The 17,431-nt window shown below is 37.5% G+C and carries 11 protein-coding genes and 2 pseudogenes; 6 read left to right on the top strand and 7 right to left on the bottom strand.

All coding sequences use genetic code 11. The features are described from left to right. Positions 1-43: 43 nt before the first annotated feature. Positions 44-1,330 carry an RsmB/NOP family class I SAM-dependent RNA methyltransferase gene (locus QWU_RS03500; RefSeq protein WP_006588977.1) on the bottom strand — a complete coding sequence of 429 codons (1,287 nt, stop codon included), beginning with the start codon at positions 1,328-1,330 and terminating at the stop codon, positions 44-46. A gap of 502 nt (positions 1,331-1,832) precedes the next feature. Between QWU_RS03500 and QWU_RS10120 the strand changes: the two genes are divergently transcribed. Beyond that, entirely contained in the window at positions 1,833-1,982 is a 150-nt protein-coding gene (locus tag QWU_RS10120) for a hypothetical protein (protein WP_006588976.1), read from the top strand. Positions 1,983-2,145: 163 nt separating this feature from the next. On the opposite strand, the gene guaB is transcribed toward QWU_RS10120, so the two are convergent. The 3 genes and pseudogenes from guaB to QWU_RS03480 form a co-directional block, all read right to left on the bottom strand. Next, the gene (gene guaB / locus QWU_RS03490; RefSeq protein ID WP_006588975.1) at positions 2,146-3,645 is read right to left on the bottom strand and encodes an IMP dehydrogenase; all 1,500 of its coding nucleotides are present in this window, start codon (positions 3,643-3,645) and stop codon (positions 2,146-2,148) included. Positions 3,646-3,802: 157 nt separating this feature from the next. Beyond that, a pseudogene (locus QWU_RS03485) lies at positions 3,803-5,373 on the bottom strand (phospholipase D-like domain-containing protein). A 408-nt stretch (positions 5,374-5,781) separates the two neighbouring features. Continuing rightward, the gene (locus QWU_RS03480; RefSeq protein WP_006588973.1) at positions 5,782-7,167 is read right to left on the bottom strand and encodes a sigma-54-dependent transcriptional regulator; all 1,386 of its coding nucleotides are present in this window, start codon (positions 7,165-7,167) and stop codon (positions 5,782-5,784) included. Positions 7,168-7,421: 254 nt separating this feature from the next. Between QWU_RS03480 and omp10 the strand changes: the two genes are divergently transcribed. Beyond that, the gene (gene omp10, locus QWU_RS03475; protein ID WP_006588972.1) at positions 7,422-7,781 is read left to right on the top strand and encodes an outer membrane lipoprotein Omp10; all 360 of its coding nucleotides are present in this window, start codon (positions 7,422-7,424) and stop codon (positions 7,779-7,781) included. 253 nt (positions 7,782-8,034) lie between these two features. Here the strand turns inward: omp10 and QWU_RS03470 are convergent, their stop codons facing one another. Then, positions 8,035-9,027 (bottom strand): KpsF/GutQ family sugar-phosphate isomerase, encoded by a 993-nt coding sequence (locus QWU_RS03470; RefSeq protein WP_006588971.1) that lies wholly within the window; start codon positions 9,025-9,027, stop codon positions 8,035-8,037. A gap of 39 nt (positions 9,028-9,066) precedes the next feature. Beyond that, the gene (gene galU, locus QWU_RS03465; RefSeq protein WP_006588970.1) at positions 9,067-9,957 is read right to left on the bottom strand and encodes a UTP--glucose-1-phosphate uridylyltransferase GalU; all 891 of its coding nucleotides are present in this window, start codon (positions 9,955-9,957) and stop codon (positions 9,067-9,069) included. A 274-nt stretch (positions 9,958-10,231) separates the two neighbouring features. On the opposite strand from galU, the gene QWU_RS03460 reads away from it, so the two are divergent. Together QWU_RS03460 and QWU_RS03455 are read left to right on the top strand one after the other, a co-directional pair. Then, positions 10,232-11,476: a lytic murein transglycosylase gene (locus QWU_RS03460; protein ID WP_017196205.1), complete on the top strand. Its 1,245-nt coding sequence runs from the start codon at positions 10,232-10,234 to the stop codon at positions 11,474-11,476. Between the two features lie 69 nt (positions 11,477-11,545). Further along, positions 11,546-12,553, top strand: coding sequence for an SGNH/GDSL hydrolase family protein (locus QWU_RS03455; protein ID WP_017196204.1), 1,008 nt, complete (start codon positions 11,546-11,548; stop codon positions 12,551-12,553). 159 nt (positions 12,554-12,712) lie between these two features. Here QWU_RS03455 and QWU_RS03445 read toward each other — a convergent pair whose 3' ends face one another. Beyond that, the gene (locus QWU_RS03445; protein WP_017196203.1) at positions 12,713-14,737 is read right to left on the bottom strand and encodes a M3 family metallopeptidase; all 2,025 of its coding nucleotides are present in this window, start codon (positions 14,735-14,737) and stop codon (positions 12,713-12,715) included. 353 nt (positions 14,738-15,090) lie between these two features. On the opposite strand from QWU_RS03445, the gene mgtE reads away from it, so the two are divergent. Beyond that, positions 15,091-16,467 carry a magnesium transporter gene (gene mgtE / locus QWU_RS03440; RefSeq protein ID WP_006588965.1) on the top strand — a complete coding sequence of 459 codons (1,377 nt, stop codon included), beginning with the start codon at positions 15,091-15,093 and terminating at the stop codon, positions 16,465-16,467. 637 nt (positions 16,468-17,104) lie between these two features. Next, positions 17,105-17,431: pseudogene (locus QWU_RS10300) on the top strand (Arm DNA-binding domain-containing protein); the annotation flags it as partial.

The following is a 17,431-nucleotide window of genomic DNA, read 5'->3' as shown; positions in this document are numbered from 1 at the left end:
GATTTTTCTCGTAAAATCTAAGATAAAAAATCAAAAATATGTATCAATGTTTTTTTTGCAACACAGACAAAAAGAAACCATCTGTTTTTGTTGCTGCTGGCGATAAAGTAAGTCCATGATTTGAAAAATTTGGTTGCACAGACGAAAAACTAAAATGTTGTTGCCAAAGTGCACGCATATTTATTGGATAAAAATTGGAATGCTGTTGAAGAAAACGGAAAATTTGTTCCTCATTTTCATCCACAAAAAGAGAGCATGTAATATAGACTAAACGCCCGTTTGGTTTAAGATAATCTATAGCCTCATTCAAAATAACCTTTTGTTCTGTTTGGCGTTGTTTTACCTGTTCTAACGTCAAACGCCACTTCGTATCTGGCCGCCGCCGCCATGTTCCTGTACCACTACATGGCGCGTCTAGCAGCACAATATCCATCTGACCGACCAACGGTTTTAATTCTTCTACATTCCCACGTGCCTGTACATTACGAACACCGGCACGTCGAAGACGATCAAAAATGGGAGCCAAGCGGGCTTTGTTTGAATCATAAGCATAAATTTGTCCCTGATTCTCCATACTGGCAGCTAAGGCTAATGTTTTTCCACCAGCTCCAGCACAATAATCCAACACCTGCATACCTGCCTTTGCTTCTACAAGATAAGTAACAATCTGAGATCCCAAATCCTGTATTTCAAAGTGTCCCCTTTGAAAAGCTGGCTCCATCTGAACATTGGGATGACGGCCAAACTTTTCAATCGGCGCAATTCTTAAAGCTTGCCGGAACCATAACAACGGTTGAGCTTTGGTTTTTGCTAATTCTTTGAATACCTTTTCTGGTGTTGCCTTCAAGCTATTCACGCGTAAATCTAAAGAAGGACGTGTTGCTAATGCAGCAGCTTCAATGACCCAATTGTCGGTAAATACAGGAAAAAGATGGGCTTGACACCATTGAGGAATATCACCACGAATATAGTCTGGCGCATCAATTAATTGCTGTTTTTGCCACGATTGGCGCTGTTTAGAACCTAATACCTGCGGTGCAAATCTATCTCCTTCTAATTCACTATCAACTTGTTCAATCGTCATTTTTCCAGTATCTAATAAGGTGCCGAAAACGACATCCCTCATGTCATCACTCTCCATACGCCATTGTAAAGAATAACGTCGTCTTAAAACATCATAAACGATTGTACCAATTGCAGCCCGGTCGCTTGCTCCAGCAAAGCGATGAGAAAGTCCCCAATCTTTTAAAGCTTCACCTATTGGGCGATGCCGAGTTTCTATCTCTTTTAGAATATCTATTGCCGCATATAAACGCCCACCTAAGCGCATTGATTTCTCCTATTTTAATTTTTACAAGACTCTACACAATTTAAGAAAAAACAAATTCATCTTTTTTAACACCAACGGAATTTTCTCAAACCCATGTAAAATTTACATTAGAAGCAGATTCTGATTACGCTTTTTTATAGCATCCAAACTTTTCTTCTTATGTGCTCCTTATGCGCACCTTTTAACTTTCTAAAATAGATGGAATCCTTTTTGACACTGCAAGACAAGTAGTCATCTCTAAGATACCTCTTCCAGTTATACGTACGCAAAACCACCAAACTTTTAATTACTGCATAAAATAAGAATTTTGTAGCCTTATATAACAGCACATAACATCAAGTATTCACTATCTTGAAAATGCTCTCTTTCTGAAAATGTGAAAAAACAGCCCTACTTATTCTTAATAAAATATTAACTTTTTAAAAAACGCTTGGAACCACTATTTGGCATGACCGTTTTTATTGTGCTGGCTTTAAGTCAGCTAATTTAAAAGGAGAAAATAATGAATACTTACAATAATGGGAAAACAACTTCATCTAAAAGCCGTCACAATACAACACCCTCAAACAATGCCAAGAAATCCGTCCAAGGTGATCAGGCTAACACTCGCCAACGCGCGTCAAAGTCGGTACGGAAAACTACAAAAAGTTAATTTCCTTAATTTTATATAACCTACAGAAAGAATTGGGACATCAGCCTCCAATTCTTTCCTTTTTAGGATCGTTGCACCACATCACAAAGAGAAAAAATGGTAGACTTCCTCTCTTCTCTCAAAAGATTTTATGCTATGTAACATGGCTCTAAACTCTTATACATCAAACAGGACCTCGGTAGTTTGGACTCTCTCGTGTAATAGAAACATCATGTGTATGACTTTCATGGAGCCCGGCATTGGTGATACGAACAAACGTTGCTTTTTTACGAAACTCTGCTAGATCTTTCGCTCCAACATACCCCATCGAAGCACGCAATCCACCAGCAAGCTGATGTAGAACCGATGCTATAGGACCTTTATAAGCCACTTGACCTTCCACACCTTCAGGAACCAATTTAAGCTCATCACGCACTTCATCCTGAAAATAACGATCTGCCGATCCCCGTGCCATAGCACCAACCGATCCCATACCGCGATAGGCTTTAAAAGACCGTCCTTGATAAAGATAAACTTCACCAGGACTTTCTTCTGTACCTGCTAAAAGAGAACCGATCATAGCAGCACAAGCCCCACCTGCTAAAGCTTTAGCAAAATCACCTGAAGCTTTAATCCCACCATCCGCAATGACAGGAATCCCTGCTTTTTCAGCAACTTCTGCAGCATTCATAATAGCTGCAAGTTGAGGCACACCAACACCTGCAACAATTCGTGTTGTGCAAATAGAACCAGGACCAATACCAACCTTCACTGCATCTGCGCCACAATCAATTAACGCCTGCGTTGCTTGCGAAGTCGCTACATTACCAGCAATAACAGCTGTAAAGGGTGCCATTTTTTTAATTTGCTCAACGGTTTCTAGCACACGTTGAGAATGCCCATGTGCTGTATCAATCACTAATACATCAACACCAGCATCAATGAGTCGTTCAGCCCGCTCAATTCCATCTTTCCCCACACTACTAGCAGCTGCAACACGCAAGCGTCCTTGGGAATCTTTGGCAGCATTTGGATTTAATTGTGCTTTTTCAATATCCTTAACTGTTATCAAGCCGACACAGCGATTTTGTTCATCTACAACCAATAATTTTTCAATACGGTGATGATGTAAAAGATACTTCGCTTCACTGAGTTGGACATTTTCACGCACTGTGATCAAATTTTCATGCGTCATTAATTCATAAATTTTTTGTTTTGGATCCGATGCAAAACGTACATCCCTATTTGTTAAAATGCCAACAAGACACCCAGCAGTTTTATCTTTAGCACCATTTTCAACAACTGGAATACCCGAAATACCATGAGAACGCATCAAAGCTTTTGCTTCTTCAAGTGTTGCATCTGGCCCAATTGTTACTGGATTAACAACCATACCAGATTCAAATTTCTTTACTTGATGCACTTCTTCAGCCTGCTCTGCAGGAGACATATTACGATGGATAACACCAAGACCACCCGCTTGGGCCATAGCAATTGCTAAACGCGATTCTGTCACAGTATCCATTGCCGCAGAAAGTAATGGTAAATTCAACTCAATATCAGCTGCTATACGCGTCTTAAGATCTACCTGGCTGGGCATAACAAGAGAATGACCAGGTTGTAAAAGCACATCATCAAAAGTCAGTGCCAACGCACCTGTCCCTGTTTCAACAATCTTTGCCATAGCCAAATTCCTTTTATAACAAAACACCGCAAGGTGCTTTAAAATACAACTGCAGTTCTTATACGTTATATGTTGCGGATTGGCAGAAAATTATGCCATGCTCCCAAAAAAACAGAAAGAAAAATTAAAATAATTTTCTGATTATAGTTTATAAAATCTACAATTGTGATTCAATAGGTAACCAACTTATTATTTTAGTAAACGCACGGCGCCAAAAATTACTTTCTGGCTCATAGTCAACGCTTTGCTGTTTTTTATTTTCAATAAAATCCCAATAAATACGGTTATTATCACCAAGGCGAAGATGATAACTCATTTCACCCGTTGTTTCTTCAGAAAAAAGCAAATCTAACCTCGCTGTAATTGGTGCACATTCAAAAAGAATTCCCATTTCTGTATTCAACGCAGCTGATCTGGGATCAAAATTTAAAGAGCCAATAAAAGCGGTTTTACGATCAACTAAAAAAGCTTTAGTATGTAAAGTCGCTTTGCTTGAGGGAAATAATCGTAATCCGTGTGCGTTTCCATCTTGTTTTAATTCATAAAGCTTAACACCACTTTTCAATAATGCTTTACGATATGGTACATAACCACCATGTACCAGCGCCACATCGGTTGCTGCCAAAGAATTTGTAAGAATTTTGACATCAACACCCTTTGAAACCAAATTGCGAAGATTCTGTGTACCCACCTTACCAGGAACAAAATAAGGCGATGTAATCTGAACTGTTTTTTTGGCATCATCAATAACCTGTGAGAGTGCCTTCATGAGCCAATTTCCCGCTTTTTTGCGCAACGCTTTTTCCGGAGGATCAGAAAGAACGACAACTTTATCTGCTAAAAATAATCGCTTTCCTGTCTGGATAAAACAATCAAAATTAATATGCTCTTTCACATAATCTAGATAAACTTTTGCAACCTTAGAATCACGAAATTTGCGTAATTTATCCTTCCAATAACCAAGATCGCTTGCACTTTTTGGAACAACTAAAGTATGAATCGGTAAGACAACAGCGCTATTCCAAAAGTCATCAAAAATGCTTTCTACCTTTTTAACCGAAGGACCAATTAACATCAAATCTAAATCTCGAAAATGTGATTTTTCACCAGCATCAAAATAAGAATCTGCAAGATTGCGCCCTCCTACAAAAGCCATTCGGCCATCCACAATAAAAGCTTTATTATGCATCCTGCGTGTTACAGTAATTGCCCGTAAAATAATCTCTAAACCACGGCGTAATCCTCCCTTACGGGAACGCCCTGGATTAAACATTCTTACCTCGATATGAGGATGTTTATCCAGCGCAATATAAGCTGGATCACGTGCTTGAGCGTTAATATCATCTAGAAGAAGACGCACACGAACACCACGATCTGCTGCTTCCACTATCTCACTTAATAATAAGCGCCCTGTTAAATCATCATCCCAAATATAATACATCAGATCAAGACTACGCCCAGCCTGTGCCGCTCCTATTGCACGAACACAAAATGCATCCAAATTGCTAATGATGAGTGAAAGAGCGTCTTTATCAACCCCTAAACCACCTGTTTCTTTTGCCAATTGACTTACTATACGATCAAGCTTGGTTTTATCTTTTTCAACAGTCAATGCATAAGAACATCCCCCCCTAGCATTTTTCATAAAACGCCCATAGGTGTAGATAGCCAACATAGAGGCAACAAAAAAAAGATGATAAAACCGATAATAATCTGTAGCAGAGTCAAAGAAAACAAACTTTCCATTTTTAAACCATTGTACCACTCGTGATATAAATCACAATATTAAAATAATGATACTATCTTCATCATTGTAATGGATAGAATGCCCCCTCTTGCTTAAAAGAATATAAACTTAATATCAATGATTTCGAAATTTTAGGTTTACTGTTAGAAGTATAAAACTATCTCTTATCTTAAATGGTGGTGAACTCATCTTACGTTGTGAAGGCTCAATAAAGAAAATTGAAAATGATTTTATAAAATAAAATTAATATTTCTTAAATTTTCAAAACTCTCAATAACTTAGATCTACACTATTTTAAAAGCCTAAAGCCCTCCACTACATATTTTAAAAGCAACTATACTTTAATTTAGAAAATTATGCTTCTCATAAATAAAGATTTATGGTGAACCTTATTTTCGTTCTTGGCTTCTTCTTATTCTCAATCCTTCTATTTTTCGATAAAGTGTAGAGCGACCAATATGAAGACGGCGAGCAATCTCACTCATATGCCCTTTATAATGTTTAACTGCTTTCTCGATAATATCATGTTCCATCTCTGCAAAAGTCCGAACATGACCATCAGCATTTAAAAACTGTATCGACTTTTGCTCATGATCTTCTTGAACATCACTCTCAATAATATTAGGAATATTTATAAACGGATTCCCCATTAATTGAGGAAAATCTCGAACAGTTAACAATGGTCCCTCGCTGAGTAAAACTGCACGAAATAAAATGTTTTCAAGTTCGCTCCGATTACCAGGCCAATCATACTGCATAAGCAATGAAAGAGCTGATCCTGCTAAACCATGTACATGCGATCGCCCCGTTTCGATAACGATACGGTCAATTAAACGTTGTGTAAGCTCTGGAAAATCATCTCTCAATTCTCGCAAAGCAGGAATGCGGATCGATAATTGAGAAAGTTGTTCAAACAAACTACGCGAAAAACAACCTTCTTTAACCAAATCTAAAAGCCGCGATGCTGAAATAGCTATAATACGAGAAGAAGGAGGAGTATTCTTTGTAGCCTTCTCCCTCTCTTGAAGATAACTTGCAAAGCGCTTTTGTTGTATGGGCTCGAGACGCTCAACATCACAAAGGCAAAGTGTGCCTTTTTCAAGAGAAGAAACCAGTGGTAGAAATTCTTTAAACCACTGGCGATCTTCTTCCTCTGGATCTATAATCGCTGAACATTGGAAACGAATAAAAGATCCCTCCGATAACAAACTCTCATGATGAATAATGCGCGCTAATGTTTCACGGCCAGTACCACCTTCACCTTCTATCAAAAGATTCTGTAGAGAAGCCGCTGCACTTCTCGATTGTTCTAGAACTATCTGCATAGCCCTGCTTTTTATGCAAAGATCAGAGAATCGTAAATGATTCTCATTTTTTCGCCGAATATAACTCACCTCCCGCTCCAACGCAGAAAGGAGAGAAAGAGTATCCAAAGTGACCCTTAACCGCAGTGGTGTAACTGGATAAATCCAATAATCAATAGCCCCAGCTGTCAAAGCTTTCTGGAGTAACTCCAGATTCTCTTGTTGTGCTATCACAACAATAGGAATAGAAACACCAGCAACTCTAATCATTTTAATTACATCACCCACACTCAAATCACTCATAGCGACATCAAGGAGTGCAAGCACAATACTTTTACGTCTGTGTAAAAGATCAATCGCACGCAGACCATTTTCTGCTTCAATGACACGGTGACCAAAACCTCGGAGCATAGCAGAAAGCTCTATACGTCTTCCATAATCTTCACTCGCAACAAGAATGGGACCAATCATAATTTTAATAATCTCCTTTGAGACTACTAAACAGCTTAATATAAAAATTGTTGTAAACCATAAGAAATATCCACCTCTCGTGTTTTATCTACGAACTTCATAAAGCTGTTAATTAAATATAACATTAAGGCATTTTTTTCTATCCTTTTGCTTTTTCATTGGTTCTCATCAAATTTTTTATCTTGACTCAGAGAGTAATTTAACAATGTTATAGAAGCTAGAGAGCAAAATAACATAAATTTAGAGTAAAATAAATGAAACACACCTGTCGTATTTTATGTCTTACAGTCACCGCTTTGCTATTAAGTTCTTGTGGATTTTCACAATATCATGGCCAAAATATACCGACTGGAATTGATGGTAAGTGGGTTGATGAAAACGGTATCATTTCTTCTTTCCGTGAGGGAATTTTTGAAACGCGCGCAGCAGATACAGAAGAAAAACTATCAGAAGGTACCTATAATTATGTTAGTGCCCAACATATAGAAATTGAAATACGCTCCATTCTCCGTGGAACAATCTCTAAAGTGAGCTGTATGATATCACGAGATGCAACACAACTTCTCTGCACATCATATACAGGATCACAATTTGCTCTTAAAAGAAAATTTTAAGTAAATAAAAGTTATAGCTTCTTTTAGGAAGATAGTAAATTTACATGTCAGGAGGTATAAACTTTCCTCCTGATGGGCTTTTCTCTTAAAATACGCAAAATACTGATACAATCCTCTGCCAGAAAATTTTGCAAAGAGCCATGAAATATGTAAAGCGAATCTACTTTTCCTAAAAATCTCAACAAAGCTACTATATAATAAAATTTTTCTTTTTTACTCTAGAACAAATTTGATCTCATATGAGCAATCTCATTTATGCTGCGCCGATACGCAAAAGATCATGAAAATGAACAATCCCCACCGGCTTTTTATCCTCAACAACGAAAAAAGCACCAATATGATGATCATTAATAAACGCCGTTGCAGCACCAACTAGTGTATTTGGTTCTACAATTTTAGGATTTTTCGTCATCACCTCATCAACATTAAATTTTGATAAGTTAAAGTGAATGTTGCGTGCAAGGTCACCATCGGTCACAATCCCAATTAATTCACCTTTTTTATTGACAACACCAACACAGCCAAAATGTTTTTCAACCAAAACATTCATCGCTTCAGTCATAGTTGTCCCCTGCGCAACCAAAGGAAGACGGTTACCCTTATGCATAATATCACGCACATATTTTAGGCTTGCACCAAGAGAACCAGCAGGATGATAAATTTTAAAATCCGTTGCAGTAAAACCACGCATTTCTAAAAGAGCAACAGCTAATGCATCTCCCAATGCCAATTGCATAACAGTTGAAGTTGTAGGAGCAAGCCCGTGGGGACAGGCTTCTTCTATCTTTGGCAACAAGAGTACGATATCAGCTTGTCGTCCTAATACAGAGCTTTCACCCGAGGTTATGGCAATAAGGGGCGTGCGAAAACGCGCAGCATGATTAATAATGCCACTCAATTCCAAAGTTTCACCTGACCATGACAAAGCAAGAATAACATCATCAGAGCCAATCATACCAAGATCACCATGATTGGCTTCTGCAGCGTGAACAAAAAAAGCAGGTGTCCCCGTCGAAGCTAAGGTTGCTGCAATTTTTGTACCTATATGACCACTCTTCCCAAGCCCCGTAATCACTACATGACCATTAGCATTTCTGATAGTTTGAACAGCAGCTTCAAAAGAAGAAGAAAGACTTCCAAGAAGAGCTACTTCAAGAGCTTCAAGTCCTTGTTTTTCACTCGCAAGCGTTTTAAGCGCCGATGTAATGGCGCCCTTCGACACCATATAAGAAGACTGTATTATCATAATCAAGTTTGATAGATGAAATTAAACGAGAGATCTATATTATTTTTCAATTTTAATAGTTTCTAGTAAATTTTTTAATGAAGCAGAAATTTGTCTATGCATATCAGCACGCGCTAAAGAAAATGCAACATTGGCTTCAATAAAACCAGCTTTAGAACCACAATCAAAAGTAAGACCCTCTAACTGGAAACCAAAAAAATCCTGCTCCTTTGAAAGCCGTACCATCGCATCTGTTAATTGAATTTCATTTCCTGCTCCTCGTTCTTGATTAGAAAGAATATTAAAAATTTCTGGTTGCAAGATATAACGTCCATTAATATATAGATTTGACGGTGCTGTTCCTTTTGTTGGTTTTTCTACCATTTTTGTGATTTTAAAACCGTTTGCAATCTGCTTTCCTTGTCCAACAATACCATATTTATGGGCTTCTTCAGGATCGCACTCCTGAACCGCGATGATATTTCCTCCACCCGTTTCCTCATAAAGATTGATCATCTCAGAAAGGCAGCCCTTTTTAGCTTGTATAAGCATATCCGGTAATAACAAAGCAAAAGGCTCTCTTCCAACTAATTCACGTGCACACCAAAGAGCATGTCCTAGCCCCAAAGGCTGCTGTTGCCTCGTAAAAGAAGTTGTACCCGGTGGAGGCTGCAAACCATGTAAATGTTCAAGTTCTTCTCTTTTTCCACGTTCGGCAAGAGTCGTATATAACTCAATTTGCGCATCAAAATAATCCTCAATAACTGCTTTATTGCGTCCAGTAACAAAAATAAAATGCTCAATACCAGCTTCACGTGCCTCATCTACAACATATTGGATAACGGGCTTATCAACAACAGTCAGCATTTCTTTAGGAATTGTTTTTGTTGCGGGAAGAAAACGTGTACCAAGACCCGCCACAGGAAATACTGCCTTCCGGATTTTACGCACTCTAACCCTCCTGCTTCCCATGAAGCTTATAAATTTCTGATTTCATTTAACATATGTTTTTACTAAATGGTAAAAAAGATATCTTATTGTTTTGATTGCTATTATAATGGACAGGGAAGAGATGCAAGAATATAATAATTTATTGAGAATATTCCTTCAAAACAAATAATCTGTTTCAGCTTTTTTACGCGCTTGATAACATAATCAATGATACCAAATACAAAAATGAAATCCTTGCGTATCAAAAGATTTGAATATTTAGGGGAATTTAAAAATGCAAAAAATAGAATCTAAAATTTTTTCTTCTTTAAAGAAAACGACAAATCGGGAAACTTTTATCATAAGTTTTGCTGCTTTTTGCATGTTTTTTGCACAATTTTCATATGCTGATAGTGGTTTTAAATATTGGATTAAAGAATTTAGAAAAACAGCTCTTGCCAACAATATTTTACCTTCCACGTTTGATATGGCTTTTAAAGACATAAATGCGATTGATCCAGAAGTTTTAAAAAGAGCCGCATACCAGCCAGAATTTGTTGATCCTTCATGGAACTATTTCGATAATCGTGTCCATGATATTGCCATTGTGGAAGGACGGCACCAAGCCCAAAAATGGCAAAAGTGGCTTCCTCAAATTGAGAAACGTTTTGGTGTTGACCGCAATATTCTTCTGGCTATTTGGTCAATGGAAAGTAATTATGGAAAAATTTTAACAAATAAAGGTGTAATGCGTGATACCATTCGCTCACTTGCAACCCTAGCCTATGCTGATAAAAAACGTGCAAAATACGCACACGCACAACTTATTGCTGCTATGAAAATTCTCCAAAGAGGTGAAATTACACGGGCACAACTTGCTGGATCTTGGGCTGGAGCAATGGGACATACGCAATTTATTCCAAGTAGTTATCTTGCTTATGCCATTGACATGAACGGGGATGGACGACGTGATATATGGACCTCTGTTCCAGATGCCCTTGCTAGCGCTGCTAATCTTCTTCATATGAATGGTTGGGAACCTAACCTTCCTTGGGGAGTAGAAGTTAAATTACCGCAAGGGAAAAATCTCCCTGAGGATTGGCATTCCTTCGAGCAATGGGCAAGGCTAGGTGTACAACACGCGAATGGACAGCCTTTGCCTTCATCATCTGAACGCGCAATATTGAAATATCCAGATGGACCCAAAGGACCTATATTCTTAGTAACAAAAAATTTCTTTGTTCTTAAACGTTATAATAATGCAGATCGCTACGCTTTCGCGGTTGCACTTCTTGCTAACCGCATTGCTGGACATCCTGGACTGATTCAGGATTGGCAACGACCATTCAAGCCTCTTACTTTTCATGAGTGCAAAGAATTGCAATCTCGCTTAATGGCGCTTGGCTATTATAAAGGGGAAGTTGATGGCAAAATTGGTACAGCTTCTCGAAAAGCACTTAAAGCTTTTCAACTGCGGCATGGCTTACCGGCAAATGAATATCCAACCCGTGAAGTTCTTTCTATTCTGCGTAAACAATAATCTGGAGTAAAGTGTTTGTCCCATTTCCGCCCAATATACTGGATTTTTCTGCTTTTCTCTCTCTTTACTATGGCTGTCATACAACCATCTCCAAGTAAAGCAACAAACTTTTTCAAATGGTTGTTGCAACATAACAAGCAACAGCAACAACCATCGGAAACTATAGAACAAAAAATATATAAACCATTAAAAAAGACTGTATTACAAAAACCCGCACAAAAACTAAAAGAGGAAAATGCAAAACGTATTCTCGTCATCGGGGACTTTGTAGCTTCTGCTGTTGCCGATGCACTCAAAAAACTTTTTACTGATAATCGCTATATTATCATTATAAATAATACAATGCCAACTTCTGGCTTAATCCAAACTGATCAGACTTCTTGGAAAAACAATATTTATGAACTCATTAATAAAAATAAACCCGATGCCATTGTTATGGTGATAGGTGCAAATGATAATCAACCAATCAAAACGCTTCACGGCATATTCGGTACGCTTCAGCCCGAATGGCTAAACATATACAAGCAAAGAATTACCGAAATTGCTGAAATCCTTCATACTTCTGGGAAACCATGGATATGGATAGGGCAACCTGCTTTTGGAAACGATAATTTAACACAAAAAATGAAATTTTTTAATGAGCTCTACAAACAAGCAACAGAAGTGGCAGGAGGATATTTTGTCGATATCTGGAGTGGATTTATTAATGAACAAGGTCAATTTTCTTTTTCAGGTTACGATACAAATGGAAAAATCATTAGATTACGCACTCATGATGGTATCAATTTTACCTCTGAAGGAAAGAAAAAACTCGCTTCTTATTTAGAAAAAAAATTAGAAAACATTTTAAATATTCACACATTCTCCCATGAAAATTTACTTTTGATCAATGGCAACATTCCAAAGTTTACCCAAGAAACACAGAATATTGAACGTCAACTCCCAATGAGTCTTGATGACATGGCACAACAAAATACTGGTTTACTTAACAAAATAGATCAAAGTTTCATAAAAAAATCATGGTTTCTACTAAATGGTCATCAAAAAGACCGAGCTGATAATTTTTCTTTCCCATGATGACTGGTAAAAACACAGAGTCTCATATTCTCCACAAATTAAAAGCTACAAAAATAAAAAATCTCTGCTCAGAGGACCATGATGGAGTGAAGATTTTCATTAATCTCAACCGCAGAAAAGAATATAACAACGGTATGGTTTAGACCATACCGTTATAATTTATAGTCCACGTTTTTTAATCATTGCCTCCGGTGAAGGCAGTCGCCCCCGAAAAGCTTTATAAAGCTCTTCTGGATCACAACTTCCCCCAGCCGAGTAAATAAAACGTTTCAACCTATCAGCAAGCTTTGAATTAAAAACGTCACCCGTTTCTTCAAAAGCCTGAAAAGCATCAGCATCAAGTACTTCCGACCACATATAAGAATAGTAACCAGCGGCATAACCATCTCCTGAAAATATATGCGTAAAATGCGGAGGACGATGACGCATAATAATTGTATCAGGCATTTGTAACTTTTCTAATTCTTGACGCTCAAACATTGTTGGATCAGTTATCTTTTCGCCTTGATGAAAAGCCATATCCACTAAAGCTGATGAGGTAAATTCAACTGCAGAAAAACCAGCATTAAATGTCTGTGCTGATAAAACTTTATCCATCAATGTTTGTGGCATAGGAAGCCCTGTTTTTATATGCGTAGCATAAGATTTTAAAACCTCTGGTACAGTTAGCCAATGTTCGTAAAGTTGAGAAGGGAGTTCAACAAAATCCCGCGAAACCGATGTTCCCGCTACAGATGGCCATGTTACATCAGAAAGTAAACCATGCAACGCATGCCCAAATTCGTGGAAAAGTGTGCGCGCATCATCAAGTGATAAAAGGGCAATTTCTCCTTTGGGTGGCTTAGCAAAATTACAAACATTATAGATAATAGGCTTTTGTCCACAATCCAGTTTATGTTGTGACTGCAAACCACTCATCCATGCCCCAGACCGTTTTGATGAACGCGCAAAATAATCACCAATAAAATGTCCAAGCAGGCTTCCATCAGATTTTCTTACTTCCCACAAACGTGCATCAGGATGCCAAAGTGTAACGGCATTTTTTTCTTCAAATGTAATGCCAAAGAGTTTTTCTGCCACTCCAAAAGCCGCTTCAATCATGCGATCAAGCTGAAAATAATATTTAATTTCAGAGCTATCGAAAGAAAATTTTTCAGCGCGAAGTTTTTCAGCGTAATAACGCCAATCCCAAGCTTTTAAAGTTTCATTGCTTCCATGATTGTTCGCAAAGTTTTGCAATTCAATCTGTTCGCTAGAAGCCTTAGCTCTTGCCCTTTCCCATACAGGTGTAAGCAAATTCATAACCGCATTAACACTTTTGGCCATGGTATTATCAAGCTTTAAATCTGCAAAAGATTTATACCCCAATAATTTAGCCTTCTCATCTCTAAGTGCAACAATCTCTAAAATAATTGCTCGATTATCATTCTCGTTATTATTTTCACCACGTTTAGACCAAGCTTGGAATGCTACTTCACGTAAATCACGACGATGAGAGAATTTCAAAAAAGGATCAACAACTGAACGTGCTAATGTTAAGGCATAAGCTCCTTCATTTCCTCTTTCGCATGCCATTTCTTTCATTGAAGCAATGAGATCATCAGGCAAACCAGATAAATCTGTTTGTTCTAAAAACAAAACCCATTCAGCTTCATCTTTTAAGACGTGCTGACCAAAAGTAGCATTTAAAAAAGCAAGCTTTTCATTAATTTCAACAAGTCGTTTTTTACCTTTTTCATCAAGTTTTGCACCGTTGCAAACAAACTTTTTCCACCATAATTCAAGTACACGTGTCGTTTCACTATCATACATACCTTGCTGCGACTGTTTATAAAGCACATCTATTTTTGCAAATATCCGTGTATCCATCATAATTTTTGAAGAATAGTGAGAAAGTTTTACAACAAATTCTTGCTCTAACTGCTGAATCAATGCGTTACTATGAGCACTTGCGCGCAAGAAGAATATTGAACATACACGATCAAGCGCTTTGCCACAAAGCTCAAAATGTTGCAAAAAATTCTCAAGCGTTGGTGCTTCTCGCACCGTTGCAATCATCTCTAGTTCTTCCTCTGCTTCTTGAAGAGCTTGTTCAAAAGCGGGTTTGAAATCTTCATCACTTATTGAAAAAAAATCTGGAAGCCCTGAAAGTCCCTTCCAGTCCAGCACTGCTGCTTTTGTCATAATACTCTCTATCTCCATTATAAATTTAATGTAATAATGATTACTTTTACGATATAAATTGGTAATACACTAAACTTATTTAGTGAATTTCAAAAATGCATTTCAAATCTCTCTTTTAAGAGCATAAATAAAGGAGTTTTTATCATGAGGACATAAATAAAAATGAGAATCTCTACGTATATGATACATGAAATTGTTTATAACCTGCTATCTATCCTTGACTTTATTCCAAATATTAACAATTGGAAGGGTGCAACTGGAAAGTGTGGTTTTTTAAATCTTTTATAATTTTTGTTTTATCTTATCCATGATCTGAATTTGTAATTCTTCAATTTTTTGGAAGGTACTTTGTTATGACTGAAATTAAAATGACCTTCGACTTCAAAAATTCCTCTCCAGAAACTCTTGCCGAAGAATTAAAGAATTATCATTTTGCTGACTCGATTGATATCATCAATGATCTCGATATCATGGAACGCGTAGCTATCTTAAGCCTTTTGCCTCTTGATTATACCATTGAACTCTTTGACAAACCAGAACTTGAACAACCTGCAGCTATTCTTGAACTTCTTCCTGTGAATCGTTCAGTTGAAATTCTTGATGGCATGTCTGCTGATGCTGCTGCTGATGTCTTTCAGGAAATGGATAAAGAAACCCGCACGCGGCTTTATGCATTGCTCAAACCCTTAACACGTGCTGAACTAAAAAAACTTACCAGTTACCCTGATCATACAGCAGGTGCACTGATGACAACAGAGTTTATTGCTGTTCCAGCAAACTGGACCGTAAAAAAAACTCTAGATCATATTCGTGATGTTGAACGAACACGTGAAACAGTTTATACAAGTTATGTTATCGACCCTAAAACTGGTACTCTTCTCAAGGCTGTTTCACTGCGTAACCTTATTCTTGCCTCTCCTGATGATCAAATTCTAAACGTCTCGACACATGACACACCCATTACAATATCTCCCTTTACGCATCATGAAGATATCGCTCGTCTTTTTCAGCGCCATGATCTTCTTTCTGTACCAGTTATCGATGACTGTAACCATGTTATTGGTATTGTGACGGTTGACGACGTACTTGATACAATGGTTGATGAAATGAGTGAAGATGCCTACAAATTTGGAGGTATGGAAGCTCTTGATAAACCCTATATGCAGATCAACTTTCTAGGGATGATGAAAAAACGTGGTGGCTGGCTGGCTTTACTTTTTCTTGGAGAAATGTTGACAGCAAGTGCTATGCAATATTTCGAAACAGAGCTTGAAAAAGTCATCACTCTCACACTATTCATTCCTCTTATCATGAGCTCGGGAGGAAACTCCGGATCGCAAGCAACATCCCTCATTATTCGTGCACTAGCATTACGTGAACTCACACTCAAAGACTGGTGGAAAATCATCCTCCGTGAAATTCCAGCAGGGATATGTCTTGGCCTTTTACTCGGAGTTATTGGAATGATGCGTATTGCTATTTGGCAAGAACTCGGTATTTATAACTATGGTGAACATTGGATTTTCATTGCCATAACGGTAGGTACAGCTTTAGTTGGAATTGTTACATTTGGCTCCTTGTCTGGCTCCATGCTTCCTTTTATTCTGAAACGTCTTGGATTTGATCCAGCAAGTGCTTCAGCTCCTCTTGTCGCAACTTTAGTGGATGTTATGGGAATTATTATCTACTTTTCTGTAGCTTCCCTTATCTTGTCTGGTACTCTACTCTAACATGGGAAGAAAAAACATATTTCATACAGCTAAAATTTTTTCTATGCAAACAACTGTTGAATAACACATTAATTTCTTAAAAATATAAAACAACATCACACATCTTAAAGAAAATCCTGTGATATGTTGTAGTGTATTATTTTAGGAACTCTTAGCATGAATAAACAAAAGCTATTCAATGATAAGTTAAAAAAGAAATTAGCATACTTATATCGGTAGTTTTAGCAAAAATCTCATATACGTTAATACACTGTTTATATACAAGAGCAAATGCAACCTGAAAAGAGTATAAGAAAGTATGTCCTGTGTTTAGCACTTTTACTCAATATAGAAAGAAATAACAATATCATTATAAATCAATGCATTGCCAACATAAAGCTACATTGAATTTGTGTATTGATAGAGGTAAGGTGCACACTTTGATTATAAGAAAACAAATTTTATTATTGGTTTTCTTCGTGTACAACATATTGATTTATAATGATATTTCACTGTTTTATACGTTGAATAAGAGTCCCGAATAACGTAAGATTCTCTCATTTCAAATCTGTTTATCTTGAATCAATCAAAATCATTCCTTTGCACATAACAAGTGGGATGAATGTGTGGATCAAATTTATATAAGAAAGGACTAAAAATGGCTCTTATAAACCGTCTTAATGCAAGGGCTGTAAGCAACATTGGGAGCTGGAAAATATAATGATGGTGTCGGCTTGTTTCTTCATAAGCGTAAAGATGGAGGTGCTCAATAGACTTATCGTTATACCCTTCATGGGCGCCACCATGAAATGGGTTTGGGTACGTTGCGAGATGTTCCTTTAAAAAAGTGCGTGAATTGGCAACTGGGTGACGCTCTATTTTACGTGAGGGTCGTGACCCCATTAAAGAAACGTGAGAAACAAAAGCGTGAGGCAATAAGCAATCTTCATTACTTAAAAGATATTGCACTAGATGCTTTTGAAAG

The sequence above is a fragment of the Bartonella birtlesii IBS 325 genome, assembly GCF_000273375.1.
Classification (GTDB): domain Bacteria; phylum Pseudomonadota; class Alphaproteobacteria; order Rhizobiales; family Rhizobiaceae; genus Bartonella; species Bartonella birtlesii.
The sequence above is the reverse complement of the archived record's forward strand: the minus strand, read 5'-3'. Positions and strand labels throughout refer to the sequence as shown.